Raw genomic sequence first — 20,019 nt, forward strand, 5'->3', positions numbered from 1 at the left:
GTGCCGAAATGATTGGAGGGAAAAATACATGCAAAAAACAGACGTCTCGTTACCAGCAAAAAGTTATCCGCTGAAAAACAATAAAAATATGAAAGAGTTAATTTCAAAACTTTCATTGCCTCTCGTTTTACTTGCCATGTGGGGCGTTATCTTTATTTTAGATTCTCGTTTTTTATCTATTGATAATTTATCCAACCTTGGAAGGCAGACTGCGATTATTGGAATTGTAGCCATTGCTCAAACTCTTGTTATTATTACAAAAGGAATTGACCTTTCCGTTGGTGCGACATTAGGAATTGCAAGTGTCGTATCCGCACAGTTTCTTGTCGCAGGGCACTCGCTGTTTGTGACGTTCATTGTTGTGATGCTAGTCGGTTTGTTAATTGGTGCACTAAATGGAGCCCTTATTTATGAGGCAAAAATCACCCCGTTTATCGCAACACTGGGAACGATGACGATTGTACGCGGTGCTACGCTGTTAACGAGCGAAGGACGGATTATAAGCGGTTTGCCTAAAGAAGTAACGAAAATTGCAGAATCCTCGGTGCTTGGCATTCCATTTTTATTAATGGTTATGATTATCATTGCCGTTCTTGGTGCATTAATGATTCGTTTTACCGTGTTTGGGCGAAATTTATTTAGTATTGGAAGTAGTGAAGAATCAGCACGTCTATCCGGTGTAAATGTTCGGATGACGACATATGGTGCGTATGGAATTGCGGGAATTTTATCAGCCATTGCTGGTTTTCTTTTAACGACACGCCTTGCGAGCGGTATTCCGACAGCCGGTGAAGGGTACGAACTTGATGCTATTGCCTCAGCGGTTATTGGTGGCGCAAGTTTATTCGGGGCACAAGGGAGTATCATCGGTACAGTCATTGGCGCGTTTATTATGTCGACTCTTCGAAATGCCGGAAATCTTCTCGGAATCCAACCTTTTTGGTTGCAGATTGCTATCGGGTTCTTATTACTAGCGGTTGTGTTCTTTGATCAAATTCAAAAACGCCGCTCATAGTAGAAAAAATAGAATCATGAAATTTAGAAAAGGATGTAGAAAAATTCATGATAACTGAACGATATGTACAAACCGTGCTCGGAAAACAAAATGTGAATTTACTTGGGCATTGTCAATGCCACGAACATTTATTTCTTGCAGTGAATGCTGCAACAGAGAAGAATCCTGCCTTATCTATAAACGATTATGACAAAACGGTAGATGAGCTTTCGATCTTCAAGAAAAAAGGCGGAAAAACCATTGTCGATGCCCAGCCTATTGGAGCGGGAAGAATGGCTGAATGGCTCATGAGAGCAGCGGTAGATACCCATCTCAACATTATCGCTTCCACTGGTTTTCATAAATTGATGTTCTATTGGGAGAATCATTGGATTCATCATTTTTCAGTGGAACAATTAGCTGACTTATTTATTGAAGAAATCGAACATGGGATGTATATAGATGGTGATCGTCATCTTCCGGTAAGAAAAATTGAGGCGAAGTCTGGGATGATTAAAACTGCCGTGGATTCATTCGGGATAAAGGGTCATTACATTAATTTGTTCGAGGCAGCAGCCCAAGCTGCCTTGAAGACAGGACTGCCCATTATGGTTCATATTGAACAAAACTCCGATCCATTTGAAGTCATCCGCTTCTTGACAGATCGTGGTATTTCTCCAACAAGCATCATTTTATGTCATCTTGACCGAACACACCATGATTATCAACTGCATAGCGAAATTGCTCAAGCGGGCGTTTTCCTTGAATACGATACGGTTGGAAGATTGAAATATCATAGCGATGAAGTAGAGGCAAAATTAATTTATCACATGGTTGAACAAGGGTATGAAGATTCATTATTAATCAGTTTGGATACGACAAGACAGCGTTTAAAAAGCTACGGCGGCGAAATAGGACTTGATTATATTTTGGATGATTTCCTTTATACGTTAAATCAACAAGGTGTTAATGAACAAGCAATTCATAAACTAACAAACTGGAATGCTGGAAGGGCATTAGCTGTTCAAACAGCTACATAATCAAAGGGGGAACTGGAAAATGAAATTTGAAGCTGCTGTACAACCTACATTTTACTTTATTGGCGTCACAACATCTCAATCATCCATTATGAAACTATTTCCACTTTGGGCAAAAGCGCTTGGGTTAAAAGATGTCGTGATAAAAGGGATTGATATTGATATTCATGCCGAGCGCAGTGTATATCGTGAAGTTGTACAATTTTTAAAAAGTGATGATCTGTCAATGGGCGCTTTAGTCACAACCCATAAAATCGATCTGTATGAGGCAGCTAAAGATTTATTTGATGAACTGGATTCGTATGCCCAGCTTTTTGGAGAACTTTCATGTATTTCAAAACGTAACGGTAAGTTGATTGGACATGCAAAAGATCATATTTCAAGCGGACTTGCTATGCAAGCATTCATACCAGAAAACTATTGGGAACAGCACAACGGCGAAGTGTTCATTATGGGAGCTGGAGGCAGTGCGATCGCAATTGCTTCCAATTTGCTTGATAAGAAAAATGGCCGCAATGTACCGTCTAAAATTTATGTTTCAAATCGCAGTCAACCTCGTTTAGATTCGATGAAACGTATTATAGAACAAGTAAACACAGAAGTACCGATTGAATATCATCTTGCTGAAACAACTGAAGAAAACGATCGTCTATTAAAAGGTTTAAAGCCCTATTCTTTTGTGGTTAATGCAACAGGATTAGGAAAAGATCGTCCTGGTTCGCCGCTTACAAATGACGGCTTTTTCCCTAAAAACAGTCTTGTCTGGGAATTAAATTACCGCGGCGATCTATTATTTATGCATCAAGCCATTAAGCAGGGTGATGTAAATCAACTCCATGTTGAGGATGGCTGGATTTATTTTATCCACGGCTGGACACAAGTTATCTCGGAAGTATTTAACGTAAATATGGATGAACCAACTTTTAAAATTCTTGAAGTGATTGCAGCCGATTTGAATGCTGTAAAATAAAGAATTTTTAACAAGAAAAAGAGAGTACCCGTTATAGAAAGCGAAAGGGGAATCCTATATGGAGTGATTCCGAAAAGATTCCCTTTTTCAAATTAGTACCATCATTAAAATGGAACATTGTCTAGAAAATCAGCGGGGTGATTAGAATGAAATTTATTGAAACCGTAAACTATGAGGAAATGAGTAAAAAAGCAGCGGAATTGACGCTTCAGCGACTCCACCAAAAAGCAAATCTTGTTCTTGGTTTACCAACGGGAGGTACCCCAATTGGTACGTATAAAGAAATGGTCAAAGATTTTAAACAAGGCAAAGTATCTTACGAAAAAGTTCAATCAATTAACATTGATGAATATGTAGGGTTAGGGAAAGACGATTTTAATAGCTATATGTATTACATGAATCACCATTTATTTAATCATATTGATATAAAAAGAGAAAACATACATATTCCAAATGGTTTAGCAAGTAATACCTACCATGAATGCGAGCGCTATGATCATGTAATTAAAAACGTTGGCCCCATCGATTTGCTATTGTTAGGAATTGGTCATAATGGGCATATCGGCTTCAATGAACCAGGTACCTCTTTTCAGTCGACCACTCATCTTATCGAATTGACCGAAGAAACCCGTCAAATGAACGCCCGTCATTTTCCAACCTCGAGTGAAGTACCTGTAACCGCTATTACAATGGGGATAGGGACTATGATGGAGAGTAAGGAAATTATTTTAATGGTGACCGGAGAGGGAAAATCAGAAGCCTATAAAGTATTCTTACAACAAGAGATTTCAATCAATTTTCCTGCATCTGTGTTACATCAGCATCCAAATGTAACCGTCATTGTTGATCGAAGTACGATTGATACATTCCAATAAAGGAAACTACACTTCCATCGGTGGGGGTTTTCTTTCATTCAATGAATCTATCTTCTAAAGAGGAGACGATTTACTGGAGCGCGCGCTTTTTCACAAGGTAAAAGTAACATTTGGCTCCGATGTTCATACACCAGAGCGGGTTGGAGATGAATTCGAACTTGTTCAACAGCGACTGAAAGAAATTGGCTTTAAAGAATGGGCGTACTTTGTGGCAAAGAAGCGGTATATGGCGGAGTTATTATAAATGGCAGTTAAGCTGTATGAGAAAAAGCTGTGCAATGGTGCATAGCTTTTTTTAATGCAATCAAGGAAAAGCAAAATGGCACAAAATATGAGTTATCCTTCAAGTTTTATCATTGACAGTAAACCGACCGGTATGGTTAGATGGAAACGTACTATACCGAACAGTTTACTTTTGGAGGAGATCAAAAATGGGGGCAAAACAGGTGAACATCTTAGCGGCGGTTGGATTTGTGATGATGTGGAGTTCCGGATTTATTGGCGCACGATTAGGGACGGCTGAAGCGAATTCAATGACCGTATTAATGTGGCGGTTCATCGTCGCCACGGTTATTTTAGGGACTTGGTGGGTTTGGACACAACGAAAAAGATTATCATTGAAGAGCATTCTTTCTCAAGCACTGATTGGTCTCTTTGCTCAAGGCGGCTATCTGTACTGTGTGTTTTTATCTGTTGAACATGGGGTTTCAGCGGGGACTTCTAACTTAATCACGACCCTTCAGCCAATTACAGCTGCTGCCTTAGCAGGTCCGCTTTTAAAAGAAACAACTACGAGAAAGCAATGGGGAGGGTTGCTGTTAGGAATTTTCGGAGTGTTATTTGTCGTCTATGAAGATTTAGGCACATCCGCTCAAGTCCCTTTATGGGCGTATGCTTTGTCGTTTTTCGCTATGATTAGTTTAGTATGTGCCACTTTATATGAAAAAAATCGAAAGCAATCTGTCTCGCTCGGTGATGCATTGTTTATTCAAACGTTCATCAGCGCCGTTCTTTTCACAGGTATTGCTTTCATGACAAACCATACAACTCCGCCTCATACTACAGGTTTTTGGCTGTCGGTAGGATGGCTTGCAGGCTTTTCAACCATCGGCGGCTACGGCTTTTATTGGTTAAATTTGAAATTAGGCAGTGTGACACGAGTGAGCAGTCTTATTTATTTAACACCTCCTGTCACAATGCTATGGACTTTTCTTATGTTCGGCGATCGAATTGGTTTTTTAACGATTGTCGGCATGGTATTATGTTTAATAAGTGTATGGGTCGTCAGAATAGATCAAGCGTAACCATTGACATAAGAAAACAGGATGTTAAGAGGGGGAAGGTAGATGACTGAACAGACAAAAATGACCCCTGCGGCTGTCAAAATTTTAGAAACAGCCTCCCATTTGTTTTATTGGAAGGGAATCCATTCCATTGGGGTTGAAACCATTGCTAATGAAGCTGGTGTGACGAAAAAGACGTTATATGATCGCTTTGGTTCGAAAGATCAGTTAATCGTCGCCTATTTGAAAAATCGGGACCAGCAATGGAAAACGCAATTAGAAGACTATTTGAACCGGATACCGGATGATCAGCCGCTACAAAAAATTTTAAGTGTGTTTGATGCATTAGAGCATTGGTTAATCACGAAAAATCAGCGAGGCTGTGCTTTTGTAAATGCATTAGCGGAGCTATCAGAAGAGTCTCATCCAGGAAGAGAAGTCATTATGGAAGAGAAGAGATGGCTGAAACAGCTGTTTGTTACATTTTTAACAGAATTAAAACTTCAAAATGCGGAACAAGTAGGAGAACTGCTACTCGTACTGCATGAAGGAGTCGTAGTGACGTACTCAATGAATCTATCACCTAACGGCATTGCTTCAGCAAAAGAGACCGCTCAATTAATCATTCAAACAGCCTTACGCCATTCATGACGTAGGGCTGTTTTCTTTAAATCTCCTGAATCATCCTTCAAAGGTCTAGAATGTTCGGCATAACCGCTCTCTTTTTTTCATCATATGATAATACATGGAAAAGAACGAAAAGGAGGGAGAGCGTTGATTAAAGCAAGTGTCGGGAGCAGGACATACGAATTTGAGAGTAATCTTGAAACGTATTTTCAGCCATTCCGAAAGCAAATTATTGGAAACGGCCAATCCTTTGATTCTCCATACGGAAAACGAACGATTATGTATGCGGACTGGACAGCAAGCGGACGGTTGTATGCTCCGATTGAACGAAAAATAACGGAAGTATTTGGCCCGTTCATGGCGAACACCCATACCGAATCTAACATCACAAGTTCCATCATGACTTGTGCGTATAAAGAAGCACAAACCATTATTAAAAACCATGTTCAAGCTGATGAGCATGATGTCATCATCCTCGACGGGTTCGGGATGACATCGGCGATTAATAAGCTGCTTCGAATATTAGGGTTTCGATTGCCAGAAAAATGGAAGAATACTATTGTATTGCCAGAGGAAGAGCGGCCGGTTATTTTTCTTACGCATATGGAACATCACTCGAACCATACGACGTGGCTTGAATCCATTGGTGATGTTGTAATACTCGAGCCAAATGACGGAGAAGTTGATATTGAACAACTGGAGGAACAGCTTCAAGCCTTTCAGCATCGAAAATGGAAAATCGGCTCGTTTTCCGCGTGTTCGAACGTGACGGGTATTTTGTCCCCTTATCATCAATTAGCGAGAAAAATGCATGAACATGGAGGCTTATGCTTTGTCGACTTTGCAGCATCTGCTCCATATGTAGACATTAATATGCATCCAAAAGACCCGATGGAAAAGCTGGACGGTATTTTCTTTTCTCCCCATAAATTTTTAGGAGGACCAGGTTCAAGCGGCGTCCTCGTGTTTGATTCGAGAATGTATCAAAATCAAATACCGGATCATCCAGGGGGTGGAACGGTGACATGGACCAATCCATGGGGAGAGCATCAATATGTAGCTAATATCGAAATAAAAGAAGACGGGGGAACACCTGGCATTTTGCAAGGAATACGAGCTGCATTATGTGTGAAATTAAAAGAACAAATGGGTGTGTCTAACATAATCAAACGGGAAAAAGAATTGCTTCACATTCTTCTCTCAGGTTTAAAGGCAATCCACGGAATACACGTCTTAGAAGAAAGGAAACACAACCGGTTAGGGATTGTTTCGTTTTGTGTGGAAAACATTCACTACAATCTCATTGTTCGACTCTTAAATGATCGGTTCGGCTATCAAGTACGGGGCGGATGCTCATGTGCCGGTACGTACGGACATTTCCTCTTCAATCTTGACCAGCAGCACTCGAAAATTATTACGGATAAAATTGACGAAGGGGATTTATCCTTAAAGCCTGGATGGATTCGCTTTTCTCTTCATCCAACGATGACGAATGAAGAAATCTATGGATTCCTCCACGCAATGAACCAAATTATCAAACAGATTGAACAATGGAAGAACGATTATGTATATGACCCGACTAGCAATGATTATTTTTATGTTCATCATCAAAGAGGGGATATAGACGCCCTTTTTCGCTTGAACGAATGAGTTCACTCTTCGGAAAAACGGGCTTGAAACTTGTAAATCCAATCGACGAGTGCTTTCACGAGTGCCAAAATGACAATATAGAGACAAAAGGAATACCATTTTTTCCAAGCAATGACATGATAGATGTTCAACCATTCGGCAATTGGCTCAAATACAAATGTAAACAGCATGGACAATAGAAAGGCGGCCATGAGAAAGAAACGCCATCTTGTAAAAAACTGATAAACGAGCATATAAAAAACCGCAATCATAATATCGACCGCTAATAGGCGCGGTCCCCATGGAAAAAGCATGACCGGATAGTCCCATAAAAGAAACTCGGCTCCTAAAATATCTAAAAAGCTGGCAATAATGAACGTAAATGTCCCGACCAGCAAGATTCTGCTAAGCTTGCTTTTGTCTACAACCTTGAGCCAGACAATTAGTAAGAGTAGAAAAGAAAACAATAAAAACCACCAGCTAAAGGAAAAAACCGCTTCTTCCTGCCAATGGCGTTCACGCAATGAAATCGTCTTCTTTAAGAAATCTTCGCTTTTCATTAAGTTATGTTGATTCATCAATACACTCAATCCTTTGAACAAACAGATGATGACATTATTTTATACAAATTTCTTCTTTTCTATCCGAATGTTTAATAAAAGCCGGTCGTTATACCCTAGGGGCATGACGGCCGGCTTTACTTTAAGCGGTTGATGAAACCATCGAGAGATTTTCTTGAAACAGTGCCTGCAGTTGCAACCCTGGAAGCGGTCTGCTGAACACAAACCCTTGCAGTTGATCACAAGCAATATCTTGAAGGGTCTGTTGTTGGTCTTTACTTTCGACCCCTTCAGCGACAACGGTCATTCCGAGACTGTGGGCCATGTCTACCAGTGCCTTCACAATGGCCACATCATTTTGTTTAGCATGAATATCTTGAATGAAAGAACGGTCAATTTTCAAGAAATCAACCGGAAGATTCTTTAAGTAATGAAGCGATGAATAACCCGTTCCAAAATCATCAAGCGCCAATTCAACACCAAACTTTTTAAGCAGACGAAGCTTTTCTTGAACCATTTCCGGTTGTGACATGGCAATACTTTCTGTAATTTCCACTTTCAAATGACGCGCATCCAAACCGCTTGCTTGCAGGGCGGACGTAATCGAAGGGATTAAGTTATCATGCATAAATTGCTTCATTGAAATATTGACAGACACATTTAATGAATCCCATCCCGCATTATGCCATGTTTTCGCTTCATGGCAGGCCGTTTCTAACACCCATTCTCCGATATCGATAATTAGTCCAGTTTCTTCGGCGATGGGAATGAAATCAGCTGGTGAAACGAATCCGAGAGTCGGGTGAATCCAGCGTAATAAAGCTTCAGCACCAATGATTTCTCCTGTTTTTAAGTCGATTTGCGGCTGATAGTATAAATGCAGCTCTTGACGTTCAATCGCGTGACGCAATTCATTTTCAATCTCCACCTTTTTCAACATAGAGTGCTGAATGGATTGATCATAAAACTGATAATTGTTTTTCCCTTTATCCTTTGCCACGTACATAGCTAAGTCAGCATTTTTGATTAATGTATGAATATCTTCTCCATCGTCGGGATACATGCTAATGCCAATACTTGCTGTTAAATGATATTCGCCGCCTGTTAAATAGTACGGATTTGAAAGAGCCTCCACCATTTTTTGCGCAAGAGCTTCCACCTCGCTTGAATCGTTCAGCTCTGGAATCAGAATCATGAACTCATCGCCTCCAAGGCGGGAAATAATATGAGGCATCCCGCAGACCGCTTTCAGACGTTCGGCGACATCAATGAGTAAAGCATCCCCTGCTTGATGTCCAAGCGTATCATTAACAATTTTAAAACGGTCAAGGTCAATAAAAAAGATAGCAATGTTCGCATTAGCAGAAGAGGCGGTCGCCATTTTCTCAAAAGCACTTAATACGTAAGCGCGATTATGGACATTGGTCAATGGGTCATAGTGAGCTAAATATTCTAAGTGCTTATGTGCTTCCACGACTTCAGTGAACATGTTTTGTAGTTTGTTCTCTGTGCTTTTAAAATTTTCAATAATGCTCGTAATTTCCGCAATGAATGCACGCGGCCAATCAATTTTCTCGTTGCGTTGAATTTTTTCCGGTAAATTGGTCGTCAACGCCGCTACTTCTTTAAGCGACTTTTGAATCCAGTAGCTCAGCATGTACGAACAAAGCAACGCAATGGTGGAGAAAAGAAACGCCGCAAACAACAAGCCAATGTATTTTTCGTACAATTCTTTTTTGTAATCACTTACCGGTACTTCAATATACACTTTCCACGGAACTTCAGAGCCGATGAGAACTTGCCGGCTGTATGAAAATTCAGTCCACTCCCATAAATCTGGAATCCCGCCATCTGTATACATACTATGAAGACGATCGAACGAAAGAACATCATCTGAATGGATGATTGGTGCTACCGTCTTTTGTTGTCGATCATTGGAGACGATGACATGTCCCTGCTGGTCGACAAATGTGACTTTCGTATTTCCTTTTACCGTTTCTTGAATCGTCTGTAAAAAAGTAACAGGCTTAATATAGCCGACCACATACCCTTTAAAAAAGCCTTGTTTTTCAATCGGCACGCTTATAGCAACAAATGGGGTGGAAGCTGATGGGTCAGCTGCAAACACATTCGATAAAAATGGGCCGTTCATCGTTTGCTTGAACGGGTAGAGCAAAGAGTTAAGTGGATAATCTCTCAAAGCATAACGCGATTGTTTACTCATCACTTCTCCATGTTCGTCTGTTACATAGACAATTTTAAAAGAAGGAAAAGATTGCTGGACCATCATTAAATCCGATTGAAGGGAACTAGCATCTCGTTTTTCCATGACTCCAAGGCTGTTGGCAATGCCTGTAAGAGGCGCGGCATGACGATGGTATAAGTTATTCATTTGAATGATAAGCGCATTGGCTGTATCGTCAATTCGCTCTTCAATGTCTTCCTGTACTTTTTCAATCTCCTCATTTCCAATGAAAACCAAAAAGGAGAGAAGGGGGACTAAAAAGAACAGCAACAGCAAATTAAATAAAATTTCCCGAAAGGATACTTGCAGTCGGGACTTTGAGCGTAAAACAGAGTCGAACAATAAAATCCCTAAATGGGCGATTAACACATTAAAGAGGGCGTTAACCCCTTGTTTTAGCATAATGAGAATCGCATTTAGAAAGTCAAGCTGTAAAAGAAGCGTTGTTGTAAAAAAGGAAAAGGGCATCCCAATCACTAGTAGAAATAAAATGCCACCTGCCATTAAGTTTCGCTTCATGCGGTGATAGTAACAGCCTACAAGCCAGGCTTCTAAAATAACAGTTAAAAAACCGTACGGACTATTCCATAAAAACCAGAGATAGATACCGGAAATGGCCACAGCCGCTACCGCATGTTTTGTTCCATAATAATGAATAATGATAAAAATAAAGATGGAGCCAAATATAAAATCTACACCTGAAAATAGCTGTATAGAGAAGTAGTTACCTAAAAAGGCAAAAACCGTAAGCAAACAAAACCCCCATGCTTCATTTGCAGATTGAAACGGGCTTTTCATTCTGTTTCCCCTTCCTGTGGTGAATAAGAGCTTTGTTAGGCTATAATGACAATGCTTTTCAATGCATTTCGACACGCAGACGGGCTCTAGTTGTCATTTCCTCATAACCATACTTTTTTATGTAATACATCAGTCAATTAATATGTACAAAATACAAAAAATGTCAAAAATCGACAAGTGTTTATAAGTAAATTATAACGGTTTTCCCCCATCGTGAATGTTAAGTTTTTTTTAAGATATGGCTTTGTTAAATAACTCTATTGCTATTTGATCCAAACAAAAAGGCGTTCCGTAATGGTAGTAAAAATATTAGTTCGAGTGGTTTGTAATGAATGACATTATGAAAGTTAAATGAAACCTATAGTTCATCAAGAACGTTTAACTATTAAACACTCAATTGTTGAACCAAAAGAGAATTGAATAGAAAAGGAGGTAACTTGTTTGGGAGCAGCGATTCTTATTATTTCAATACTTTTCTTAATTTTTGCTGTCACACTATCCAAAGGTAAGGGAGCATCCATACTTGCCGGTTACAATACAATGCCTGACAGCGAAAAGGCTAAATACGATGAGATAGCCTTGTGCAAGTTTATAGGTAAAATTATGTATGGTATTAGCTTTGGCATATTGCTACTTGCGCTAAGTGAGATGTTAAAAAACCAAGTTTTGTTGATGATGGGTCTTCTTTTACTAATAATACTTATCACTTTTTTAGTGTACGCTAATACAAAATTTGATAGATTCAAAAAGAATATTTAAACTATTAGGGTCAAAACAACATTAACATAGTCTGAAATGTAAAAAATGGCTTTAAAGAAAGACAGTTTTTGTGCTTCTTTAGAATAAATGCCAAAAAAGTTCACCTAAGCAGGGATAGAATCCATTTTTCGTCATATCCCTGTTTCGAGATTAATCTACATAAAGCAAAATAATAGAAAATGGGAAGAAAAAGCGATACTATATACTTGATATCACCTAAGACTACTCAGAATTATAAAAACTAAACTATCGAAAAAAGGATGGGATTGATATGACCAAAACAACGATGCACAGCGAGTACGAAGAATACATTGAGCAGTTCAAAGCGAAAGCATCGCCGGACATTCAAGAAAAGATGGCACGTGCTATTGCTGAATTGGAAGCTTCACCTGAAGGAAAAGGGTTGAAAACAGGGGAAAAAGCACCTGATTTTACTTTACCTGACGCAACGGGGAAATCCGTTCGCCTATCAGACGTTTTACAAAATGGTCCTGTCATTTTAACATTTTACCGCGGTGGATGGTGCCCGTATTGCAACATGGAACTTCGCGCTTACCAACAAATTATTGAGGACATTCACGGTGCAGGTGCAGAGCTAATTGCCATCAGCCCGCAAACACCTGATGAATCCTTATCAACAAAACAAAAAAATGACCTTCAATTTCACGTATTAAGTGATGAAGGCAACAAGACAGCGGAAGCGTTCAAGCTTGTGTACCGCCTTCCAGACTATTTAATCGACCTGTATAAAGAAAGAGGGCTTGATGTAGAGAAGCATAATGGTGACGACTCTTGGACATTGCCGGTAGCCGCAACATATGTCATCGCCCAAGACGGAACGATTGCCTATGAATATACGAAAGCAGACTACAAAGACCGCGTCGAACCAGCTGACTTACTAGCAGAAGTTCAAAAGCTGAATTCATAAGACGTGAGGACTGTAAGACGAGATAAAGAGAAGACCGCTGTGGGCTTTATTGCCCTCAATGGTTTTCTCTTTTTTTGATTTTAACCTCTCCGTCATAGTTAGGACGGACATGCCATATATTGATATGAAGAGTCATTATCGATGGAGGTGGATTGATGCCCGTACATGTCGTTCGATCCGGAGATTCGCTATGGACAATAGCGGGAAGATACGGTGTATCGCCCGAAAAGATTATGGATATAAATGGACTGCAAGCAGAGGGTCGCCTTGTTCCCGGTCTTGCCCTTTACGTTCCAACAACGGAATTGCCAATCCGTTACTATGAAGTGCAGCCGGGAGATACATTATTTGCTATTGCACGCCGGTTTCAAACAAGTCCAGCCCGCATTTTGGCAGCCAATCCAGGTCTAAACGAAAACATTCTCTATGCAGGACAGCGCCTTCGCGTTCCGTCACCAGTCAAATTAAAAGCGACGACTTTAGGATTTATCGTCCCGTATGACCCAAAGTCGATTCTTGAGTCTTTTTCCAACGTCGCGGTTTATTTAACCTATGCGGCTATTGTTGCTTATACCTTTACGGAAAAAGGAGAAGTAAAAGCCATATTAGATGATGATGCTGTCTTAAAACGAAGCCAAGAACAGAATGTTTCGCCGCTTCTATGCATTCGCAATTATGAGAACGAAAAGTTTAGTGCGAAGTTAGCAGGCGCTGTACTTGGCAATCCCGCATTGCGCAGTCAGCTTGCCAAAGCAATCGCAGCGGTAGTGAAGGAGAAGGGATATAGCGGGGCGAGCATCGACTTTGAATTTATCCCGCCGTTGAGGCGAAAAGCATTTATCGTTTTTCTTCGTAATTTAAAAGAGGCATTAGGAGATGCAATCCTTCACGTGAATGTTCATTCGAAAACAGTCGACATCCCGACAAATCCGATTATCGGAGCCTATGATTATGAAGAAATGGGTCGAGTGGCCGACATTGTCGCCATTATGACTATGGATTACGGTTACCCAACAGGCCCGCCTAATCCCGTTTCACCCGCCAATTGGCTTGAAGAAGTCATTCGGTATGCCACAAGTCTCATTCCATCTAATAAGCTGCAAGTAGCCTTGCCGTTATACGGCTATGACTGGCAACTTCCATATACGTCTAACGAGATGGCCAAAGCTCGCTCCGTGCTGTCTGCCCAAAACAATGCCATCACATCGGGCGCTGTTATTCAATATAATGCACAATTCCGTGCGCCTTCGTATGTTTACCAGCAAGGATCCAATCAGCATCTCGTCTGGTTTGAAGACATTCGAAGCTACATGGCAAAATACGAGCTTGTGGACCTTTACGGTCTTCTCGGGGTTACGTTTTGGCAGCTTTCTTTTCCGTTTCCACAAAATTGGGCCTATATGGAGCAGGCAATTAGTGTTCAATGATACAAATATTTTTTACAGGAAAGCCTCGCTTCTGCATGCTAGCAGCATAGGACGAGGCTTTTTCGTTAGTTGACATTCATGTCGTGAAAAGATTATAGTTGCCATGAAAGAGCTTTCATGATATTCTTGGTGTGTAATCGGTTACACATGATGGAAGGAGAGGTGGCGATGGCTACCATTAAAGAAGTGGCGAAAGAAGCGGGCGTGTCCGTTGCAACGGTTTCACGTGTCCTGAATGAAACAGGTTATGTTCATGAAGACACGAAAAAACGGGTGATGAAGGCAATCGACAAACTAAATTACAGCCCAAACGAAGTGGCCCGATCATTGTATAAGAAGGAATCAAAATTAATCGGCCTCCTTCTTCCTGATATTACAAACCCTTTCTTCCCGCAGCTCGCACGCGGTGTGGAAGATGAAATGCAAGAGCAAGGATTTCGCTTGCTTTTCGGAAACAGTGATGAAAACATTCAAAAAGAAATGGATTACATTCATACATTTCTTCAAAATAATGTCGTTGGCATCATTTCGGCGACAAACGATCGAAGCAAATCCAATTATGAAAACCTCCCCATTCCCGTCGTCTTTTTAGACCGAACAGCAGATGATTATCCGTCGGTGTATGCGGACGGGAAAAAAGGCGGAAAACTGGCAGCGCTTGAACTTGTGAAAAGAGGAAGCAAGCGGGTGACTCTTTTAAAAGGGCCTGCTGATATCCGACCGGCTCAAGAACGCTTTCAAGGTGCACTTGAAGTGCTGAGTGCGTCTGACGTTGATTTTTCGGTGATGTCAACACACTCCTTCTCTTTTCAAGATGCAAAAGAGCGAGCGAAAGAGCTGTTCGATATATACCCAGATACAGACGGCATCATTGCCAGCAACGATATTGTCGCAACAGCCGTGCTTCATGAAGCGCTGCGTCTTGGGAAGTTGATTCCAGAAGACGTGCAGATTATCGGCTTTGACGATATCCCGCAAAGCAGCCTGCTGTTTCCGTCTTTATCGACCATTCGACAGCCTGCCTATGAGATGGGGAAAGAAGCGGTGAAGCTGCTGATTCGTTTCATTCAAAAAAAGTCGGTGAACGAAAAGAATATTCAATTACCGGTCACATTTATTGAAAGACAGACAACGAGAAAGGTGGAAGAGTAATGATTAAATTAGCAGTAGTAGGAAGCTCATCAATGGATTTAGTTGTAACGTCAGCGAAACGTCCAGGAGCAGGAGAAACGGTTCTTGGAGAATCCTTCAAGACGGTTCCCGGCGGTAAGGGGGCTAATCAGGCGGTGGCGGCCGCTCGACTTGGCGCAGATGTTTACATGATTGGCTGTGTCGGTGACGATCATTACGGCAAAGCCATTTTACAAAATTTCGAAGAGAATCATGTTCGTGTAACGAATGTGGAACCGGTTACACATACAGAAAGCGGAACGGCTCACATTATTTTAGCGGAAGGGGACAACAGCATTGTCGTCGTCAAAGGAGCCAACGATCACGTAACACCAGCTTATGTGGAAAAGGCACTTTCCGTTATAAAAGAAGCAGACATCGTGCTCATTCAGCAAGAAGTACCGGAAGAAACGGTTGAGTATGTCGCGGAAAAATGTGCTGAGTTTCAAGTGCCGCTTTTACTGAATCCGGCTCCAGCTCGTCCGTTAAGCGAAACAGTCATCGAAAAGGCGACCTATATTACGCCAAATGAGCATGAAGCAGCGGTGCTATTTAACGGATTAAGCCGTGAGGAAGCATTAAAACGCTATCCGAACAAAGTGTTTATTACAGAAGGAAAACAAGGCGTTCGTTATTTTAACGGCGAACAGGAAATGCTCGTTCCATCCTATGAAGTGGAAGCGGTTGATACAACAGGAGCAGGCGATACGTTCAATGCGGCGTTTGCCGTCGCCTTAGCGGAAGGAAAAGGTTTTGAAGAAAGCTTGCGTTTTGCTAATCGTGCTGCATCATTATCCGTCACGAAATTTGGAGCACAAGGCGGGATGCCAACGAGACAAGAAGTAGAAGGGAGTCTGTAACATGAAAAAACATGGAATGCTAAACAGCCATATTGCGAAAATATTGACAGACCTTGGCCACACGGACTGTATCGTCATTGCCGATGCGGGGCTTCCGATTCCTGACGGCGTCCCGAGAATTGATTTGGCGTTAACGCTTGGCGTACCGTCCTTTCAAGCTGTCGTTTCAGCAGTGGCAGACGATATGGTCATTGAAAAAATCGTGTTGGCTGAAGAAATCATTCAAGCGAATGACACAGCCCATCAATCGATGAAACAAGCGTTTCCAGAGACAGCCATCGAATATATCTCACATGAACAGTTTAAAGAGCAGACGAAAAAAGCGAAAGCTGTCATCCGGACAGGTGAAGCTACACCTTACGCCAACTGCATTTTGCAGGCGGGGGTCATCTTCTAAAAGGGGTGAACAACATGCATATAACCATGCACGGCATTCATAAAGCATTCGGAAAAAATCAGGTGTTAACAGGTGTTGACTTTGAATTGCTTGAAGGGGAAATTCATGCGCTAATGGGGGAAAACGGCGCCGGAAAGTCCACATTAATGAATATTTTAACAGGGCTGCATAAACGGGATGCCGGAACGATTATGATTGACGGGAAGGAAACGTATTTTGCCAATCCGAAAGAAGCGGAACAAAACGGAGTTGCGTTTATTCATCAAGAATTAAATGTATGGCCAGATATGACCGTTCTCGAAAATTTATTTATTGGAAAAGAATTGCGCTCTTCATTCGGGCTATTAAAAGAAAAAGAAATGAAAGCGTTGGCAAAAGAGCAGTTCGAACGATTAGCCGTCTCCATTCCGCTCGATGCCGAAGCAGGAAGCTGCTCGGTCGGTCAGCAGCAAATGATTGAAATCGCCAAGGCGCTTATGACGAAGGCGAAAGTCATCATTATGGACGAACCAACCGCGGCGCTTACAGAAAGGGAAATTGAAAAGCTGTTTGATGTTATGAACGCTTTGAGAAAAGAAGGCGTATCGATTGTATACATTTCGCACCGAATGGAAGAAATTTTCGCCATGTGTGATCGCATCACCGTTATGAGAGATGGAAAAACGGTCGATACAAAGCCCATTCCAGAAACGAATTTTGATGAAGTTGTGAAAAAAATGGTCGGACGGGAATTAACAGACCGCTTTCCAGCACGCCATCCGTCCCCAGGAGAAACGGTACTTGAAGTAAAACAGTTAACGCGAAAAGGCGTATTCGAACAAGTCAGCTTTTCCGTTCGCTCTGGTGAAATTGTCGGGGTGTCCGGATTAATGGGAGCAGGACGCACGGAAATGATGCGTGCCATCTTCGGCTTAGACCCGCTCGACAGCGGCGAAATATGGATAAACGGTCAAAAGGAAATCATTAAAGCGCCGCACGAAGCGGTGAAGCTTGGAATCGGTTTTATTACAGAAGACCGGAAAGATGAAGGACTTGTACTTGATTTTTCAATTCGGGAAAACATGGCGCTACCAAATTTAAAAAGCTTTTCACCAAAAGGGTTAATTGACCAAAAAGGGGAACAAGATTTTGTTGATTTGCTCATTAAGCGGCTGGCAATTAAAACGGAGTCGTCCGAAACGAATGCCGGGAACTTGTCAGGAGGCAATCAACAGAAGGTCGTGATTGCCAAATGGATCGGCATCGGTCCGAAAGTGCTCATATTAGACGAGCCGACACGGGGCGTTGACGTTGGGGCGAAGCGGGAAATTTATCAGCTCATGAACGAGCTAACAGATCGTGGTGTGGCCATCATTATGGTTTCATCAGAGCTACCGGAAATTTTAGGGATGAGCGATCGGGTACTTGTCGTCCATGAAGGAAAAATTAGCGGAGAATTGACGAAGCAAGAAGCAACGCAAGAAAAGATTATGACACTGGCAACAGGGGGGCTGTGACATGAGTACAAAAAGTGAAGTGAAGGCTGCCGGACGATTACATTATGTAGAAAATGCGATGCAAAAACTCGGACCGTTACTAGGTTTGTTGATTTTAATTGTTATTGTTTCCATCTTAAATCCTAGCTTTCTAGCACCTTTAAACATTTTAAATTTATTAAGACAAGTTGCGATTAATGCATTAATTGCCTATGGGATGACGTTCGTCATTTTAACAGGAGGCATTGACTTGTCGGTCGGCTCGATTTTGGCGCTATCTAGTGCGTTAATGGCCGGCATGATTGTTTCAGGGATGGATCCTATTTTAGCGGTTCTCATTGGATGTATTCTTGGGGCGTTAATGGGAATGGTAAACGGTTTGCTTGTGACAAAGGGAAAAATGGCACCGTTCATCGCGACATTAGCAACAATGACGATTTTTCGAGGGTTGACGCTCGTCTACACAGAAGGAAATCCGATTACGGGTCTTGGCGATAACTATTTGTTCCAACTGTTTGGACGCGGGTACTTTTTAGGTATTCCTGTACCGGCTGTGACAATGATGGTATCATTTGCTGTTTTATGGGTCATTCTTCATAAAACACCGTTTGGCCGTCAAACGTATGCCATCGGGGGAAATGAAAAAGCGGCACTTATCACCGGGATTAAAGTGCCACGTGTAAAAGTGATGATTTATTCTTTAGCTGGTTTACTTGCGGCGCTTGCCGGTGCGATTTTAACGTCACGGTTAAACTCCGCTCAGCCAACAGCGGGAACGTCTTATGAACTGGATGCGATCGCAGCAGTCGTATTAGGCGGAACAAGCCTTTCTGGCGGACGCGGACGAATTTTCGGTACGTTAATTGGAGCACTGATTATCGGAACATTAAACAACGGTTTGAACTTGCTTGGTGTGTCTTCGTTCTATCAAATGGTGGTTAAAGGTATTGTCATTTTAATCGCGGTATTAATTGACCGCAAAAAATCAGCATAAGGGGGGCTTCAGCATGAAAAAAATATTGTTCGTATTAATGTCGCTGTCACTTCTCATTTTAGGTGGTTGTTCGTTAGAGCCGCCTGAATGGGCTAAGCCTGCTAAAAAAGAAAATGTGGAAGACATGAAAATCGGCTTATCTGTTTCTACATTAAATAATCCCTTTTTCGTTTCATTAAAAGACGGGGTTGTGAAGGAAGCGGAACAAAATGGGATAGAAGTGATTGTTGTCGATGCTCAAAACGATTCAGCAAAGCAAATTAACGATGTCGAGGATTTGCTTCAGCAAGGTGTCGACGCTTTGTTAATAAACCCGACGGATTCAGCAGCGATCTCTACTGCTGTTCAATCGGCTAATAATATTGGCGTACCAGTCATTACGTTGGACCGTTCTGCTGAAAAAGGGAAGGTTGAAACATTAGTTGCTTCTGATAATGTGAAAGGCGGCGAAATGGCCGGCCAATACATTGTCGAACAGCTCGGTGAAAACGCCAAAACAGCGGAGCTAGAAGGGGTGCCAGGTGCTTCTGCGACACGTGAGCGCGGCGAAGGCTTCCATCTTGTTGCTGATGAACAGCTTGATGTTGTCACAAAACAGTCTGCTCATTTTGACCGAACGAAAGGGTTAAACGTCATGGAAAACTTATTACAAGGAAATCCAGACATTGAAGCGGTCTTTGCTCATAATGATGAAATGGCACTCGGCGCTATCCAAGCGATCGAAAGCTCAGGAAGAGAGATTTTGGTTGTCGGCTTTGACGGAAATGAAGATGCCATCAACTCGGTGAATGACGGAAAGATGGCCGCTACCATTGCTCAGCAGCCTGATTTAATTGGGGAGCTTGCGGTACAAGCAGCGGCTGATGTCTTGCAAGGAAAGAAAGTGGAAAAGCAAATTCCTGTCCCGCTCAAATTGGTGACGAAAGAATAACATAGGAGATCTTTCTGATAAGAGAAAACTGCCTCTTTTCAGAAAGATCAACAAAATGGA

Annotated in this window: 18 protein-coding genes; 16 read left to right on the forward strand and 2 right to left on the reverse strand. The window is 41.7% G+C overall.

What is annotated here, in order from left to right:
- Nucleotides 1-28: 28 nt before the first annotated feature.
- The 7 genes from ACXAEO_RS07670 to ACXAEO_RS07700 all read left to right on the forward strand — a co-directional run bounded on the left by ACXAEO_RS07670 (nt 29) and on the right by ACXAEO_RS07700 (nt 7,436).
- Entirely contained in the window at nt 29-1,015 is a 987-nt protein-coding gene (locus tag ACXAEO_RS07670; RefSeq protein WP_474879882.1) for an ABC transporter permease, read from the forward strand.
- Between the two features lie 47 nt (nt 1,016-1,062).
- Nucleotides 1,063-2,034, forward strand: a complete 972-nt coding sequence (locus ACXAEO_RS07675; RefSeq protein ID WP_474879883.1) for a phosphotriesterase family protein — start codon at nt 1,063-1,065, stop codon at nt 2,032-2,034.
- Nucleotides 2,035-2,053: 19 nt separating this feature from the next.
- Nucleotides 2,054-3,001, forward strand: a complete 948-nt coding sequence (locus ACXAEO_RS07680; protein WP_474879884.1) for a shikimate dehydrogenase family protein — start codon at nt 2,054-2,056, stop codon at nt 2,999-3,001.
- A 146-nt stretch (nt 3,002-3,147) separates the two neighbouring features.
- Nucleotides 3,148-3,876, forward strand: coding sequence for a glucosamine-6-phosphate deaminase (gene nagB / locus ACXAEO_RS07685; protein WP_474879885.1), 729 nt, complete (start codon nt 3,148-3,150; stop codon nt 3,874-3,876).
- Nucleotides 3,877-4,307: 431 nt separating this feature from the next.
- Nucleotides 4,308-5,180: a DMT family transporter gene (locus tag ACXAEO_RS07690; RefSeq protein WP_474879886.1), complete on the forward strand. Its 873-nt coding sequence runs from the start codon at nt 4,308-4,310 to the stop codon at nt 5,178-5,180.
- 42 nt (nt 5,181-5,222) lie between these two features.
- Nucleotides 5,223-5,810, forward strand: a complete 588-nt coding sequence (locus tag ACXAEO_RS07695; RefSeq protein WP_474879887.1) for a TetR/AcrR family transcriptional regulator — start codon at nt 5,223-5,225, stop codon at nt 5,808-5,810.
- Nucleotides 5,811-5,933: 123 nt separating this feature from the next.
- The gene (locus ACXAEO_RS07700) at nt 5,934-7,436 is read left to right on the forward strand and encodes an aminotransferase class V-fold PLP-dependent enzyme (protein ID WP_474879888.1); all 1,503 of its coding nucleotides are present in this window, start codon (nt 5,934-5,936) and stop codon (nt 7,434-7,436) included.
- A gap of 2 nt (nt 7,437-7,438) precedes the next feature.
- On the opposite strand, the gene ACXAEO_RS07705 is transcribed toward ACXAEO_RS07700, so the two are convergent.
- Together ACXAEO_RS07705 and ACXAEO_RS07710 are read right to left on the reverse strand one after the other, a co-directional pair.
- Entirely contained in the window at nt 7,439-7,993 is a 555-nt protein-coding gene (locus ACXAEO_RS07705; protein ID WP_474884029.1) for a CBO0543 family protein, read from the reverse strand.
- 124 nt (nt 7,994-8,117) lie between these two features.
- Nucleotides 8,118-11,018, reverse strand: coding sequence for a bifunctional diguanylate cyclase/phosphodiesterase (locus ACXAEO_RS07710; protein WP_474879889.1), 2,901 nt, complete (start codon nt 11,016-11,018; stop codon nt 8,118-8,120).
- A gap of 441 nt (nt 11,019-11,459) precedes the next feature.
- Between ACXAEO_RS07710 and ACXAEO_RS07715 the strand changes: the two genes are divergently transcribed.
- The 9 genes from ACXAEO_RS07715 (at nt 11,460) to rbsB (ending at nt 19,959) form a co-directional block, all read left to right on the forward strand.
- Nucleotides 11,460-11,777, forward strand: coding sequence for a DUF3784 domain-containing protein (locus ACXAEO_RS07715; protein WP_474879890.1), 318 nt, complete (start codon nt 11,460-11,462; stop codon nt 11,775-11,777).
- 271 nt (nt 11,778-12,048) lie between these two features.
- On the forward strand, nt 12,049-12,705 hold the full coding sequence (locus tag ACXAEO_RS07720; RefSeq protein WP_474879891.1) for a peroxiredoxin-like family protein: 657 nt from the start codon (nt 12,049-12,051) through the stop codon (nt 12,703-12,705).
- Between the two features lie 155 nt (nt 12,706-12,860).
- A complete protein-coding gene (locus ACXAEO_RS07725; protein ID WP_474879892.1) occupies nt 12,861-14,132 on the forward strand; it encodes a LysM peptidoglycan-binding domain-containing protein in 1,272 nt (423 codons plus the stop codon).
- Between the two features lie 168 nt (nt 14,133-14,300).
- Entirely contained in the window at nt 14,301-15,284 is a 984-nt protein-coding gene (locus ACXAEO_RS07730) for a LacI family DNA-binding transcriptional regulator (RefSeq protein ID WP_474879893.1), read from the forward strand.
- The gene (gene rbsK / locus ACXAEO_RS07735) at nt 15,284-16,162 is read left to right on the forward strand and encodes a ribokinase (RefSeq protein WP_474879894.1); all 879 of its coding nucleotides are present in this window, start codon (nt 15,284-15,286) and stop codon (nt 16,160-16,162) included. The genes ACXAEO_RS07730 and rbsK overlap by 1 nt, the downstream gene beginning before the upstream one ends.
- A 1-nt stretch (nt 16,163) precedes the next feature.
- On the forward strand, nt 16,164-16,559 hold the full coding sequence (rbsD, locus tag ACXAEO_RS07740; RefSeq protein ID WP_474879895.1) for a D-ribose pyranase: 396 nt from the start codon (nt 16,164-16,166) through the stop codon (nt 16,557-16,559).
- Between the two features lie 14 nt (nt 16,560-16,573).
- Nucleotides 16,574-18,055 (forward strand): sugar ABC transporter ATP-binding protein, encoded by a 1,482-nt coding sequence (locus ACXAEO_RS07745; protein ID WP_474879896.1) that lies wholly within the window; start codon nt 16,574-16,576, stop codon nt 18,053-18,055.
- A gap of 1 nt (nt 18,056) precedes the next feature.
- Nucleotides 18,057-19,028 carry a ribose ABC transporter permease RbsC gene (gene rbsC / locus ACXAEO_RS07750; RefSeq protein ID WP_474879897.1) on the forward strand — a complete coding sequence of 324 codons (972 nt, stop codon included), beginning with the start codon at nt 18,057-18,059 and terminating at the stop codon, nt 19,026-19,028.
- A 13-nt stretch (nt 19,029-19,041) separates the two neighbouring features.
- On the forward strand, nt 19,042-19,959 hold the full coding sequence (gene rbsB, locus ACXAEO_RS07755; protein WP_474879898.1) for a ribose ABC transporter substrate-binding protein RbsB: 918 nt from the start codon (nt 19,042-19,044) through the stop codon (nt 19,957-19,959).
- Nucleotides 19,960-20,019 lie beyond the last annotated feature (60 nt).

Source organism: Bacillus sp. ABA4_010 (genome assembly GCF_056159105.1).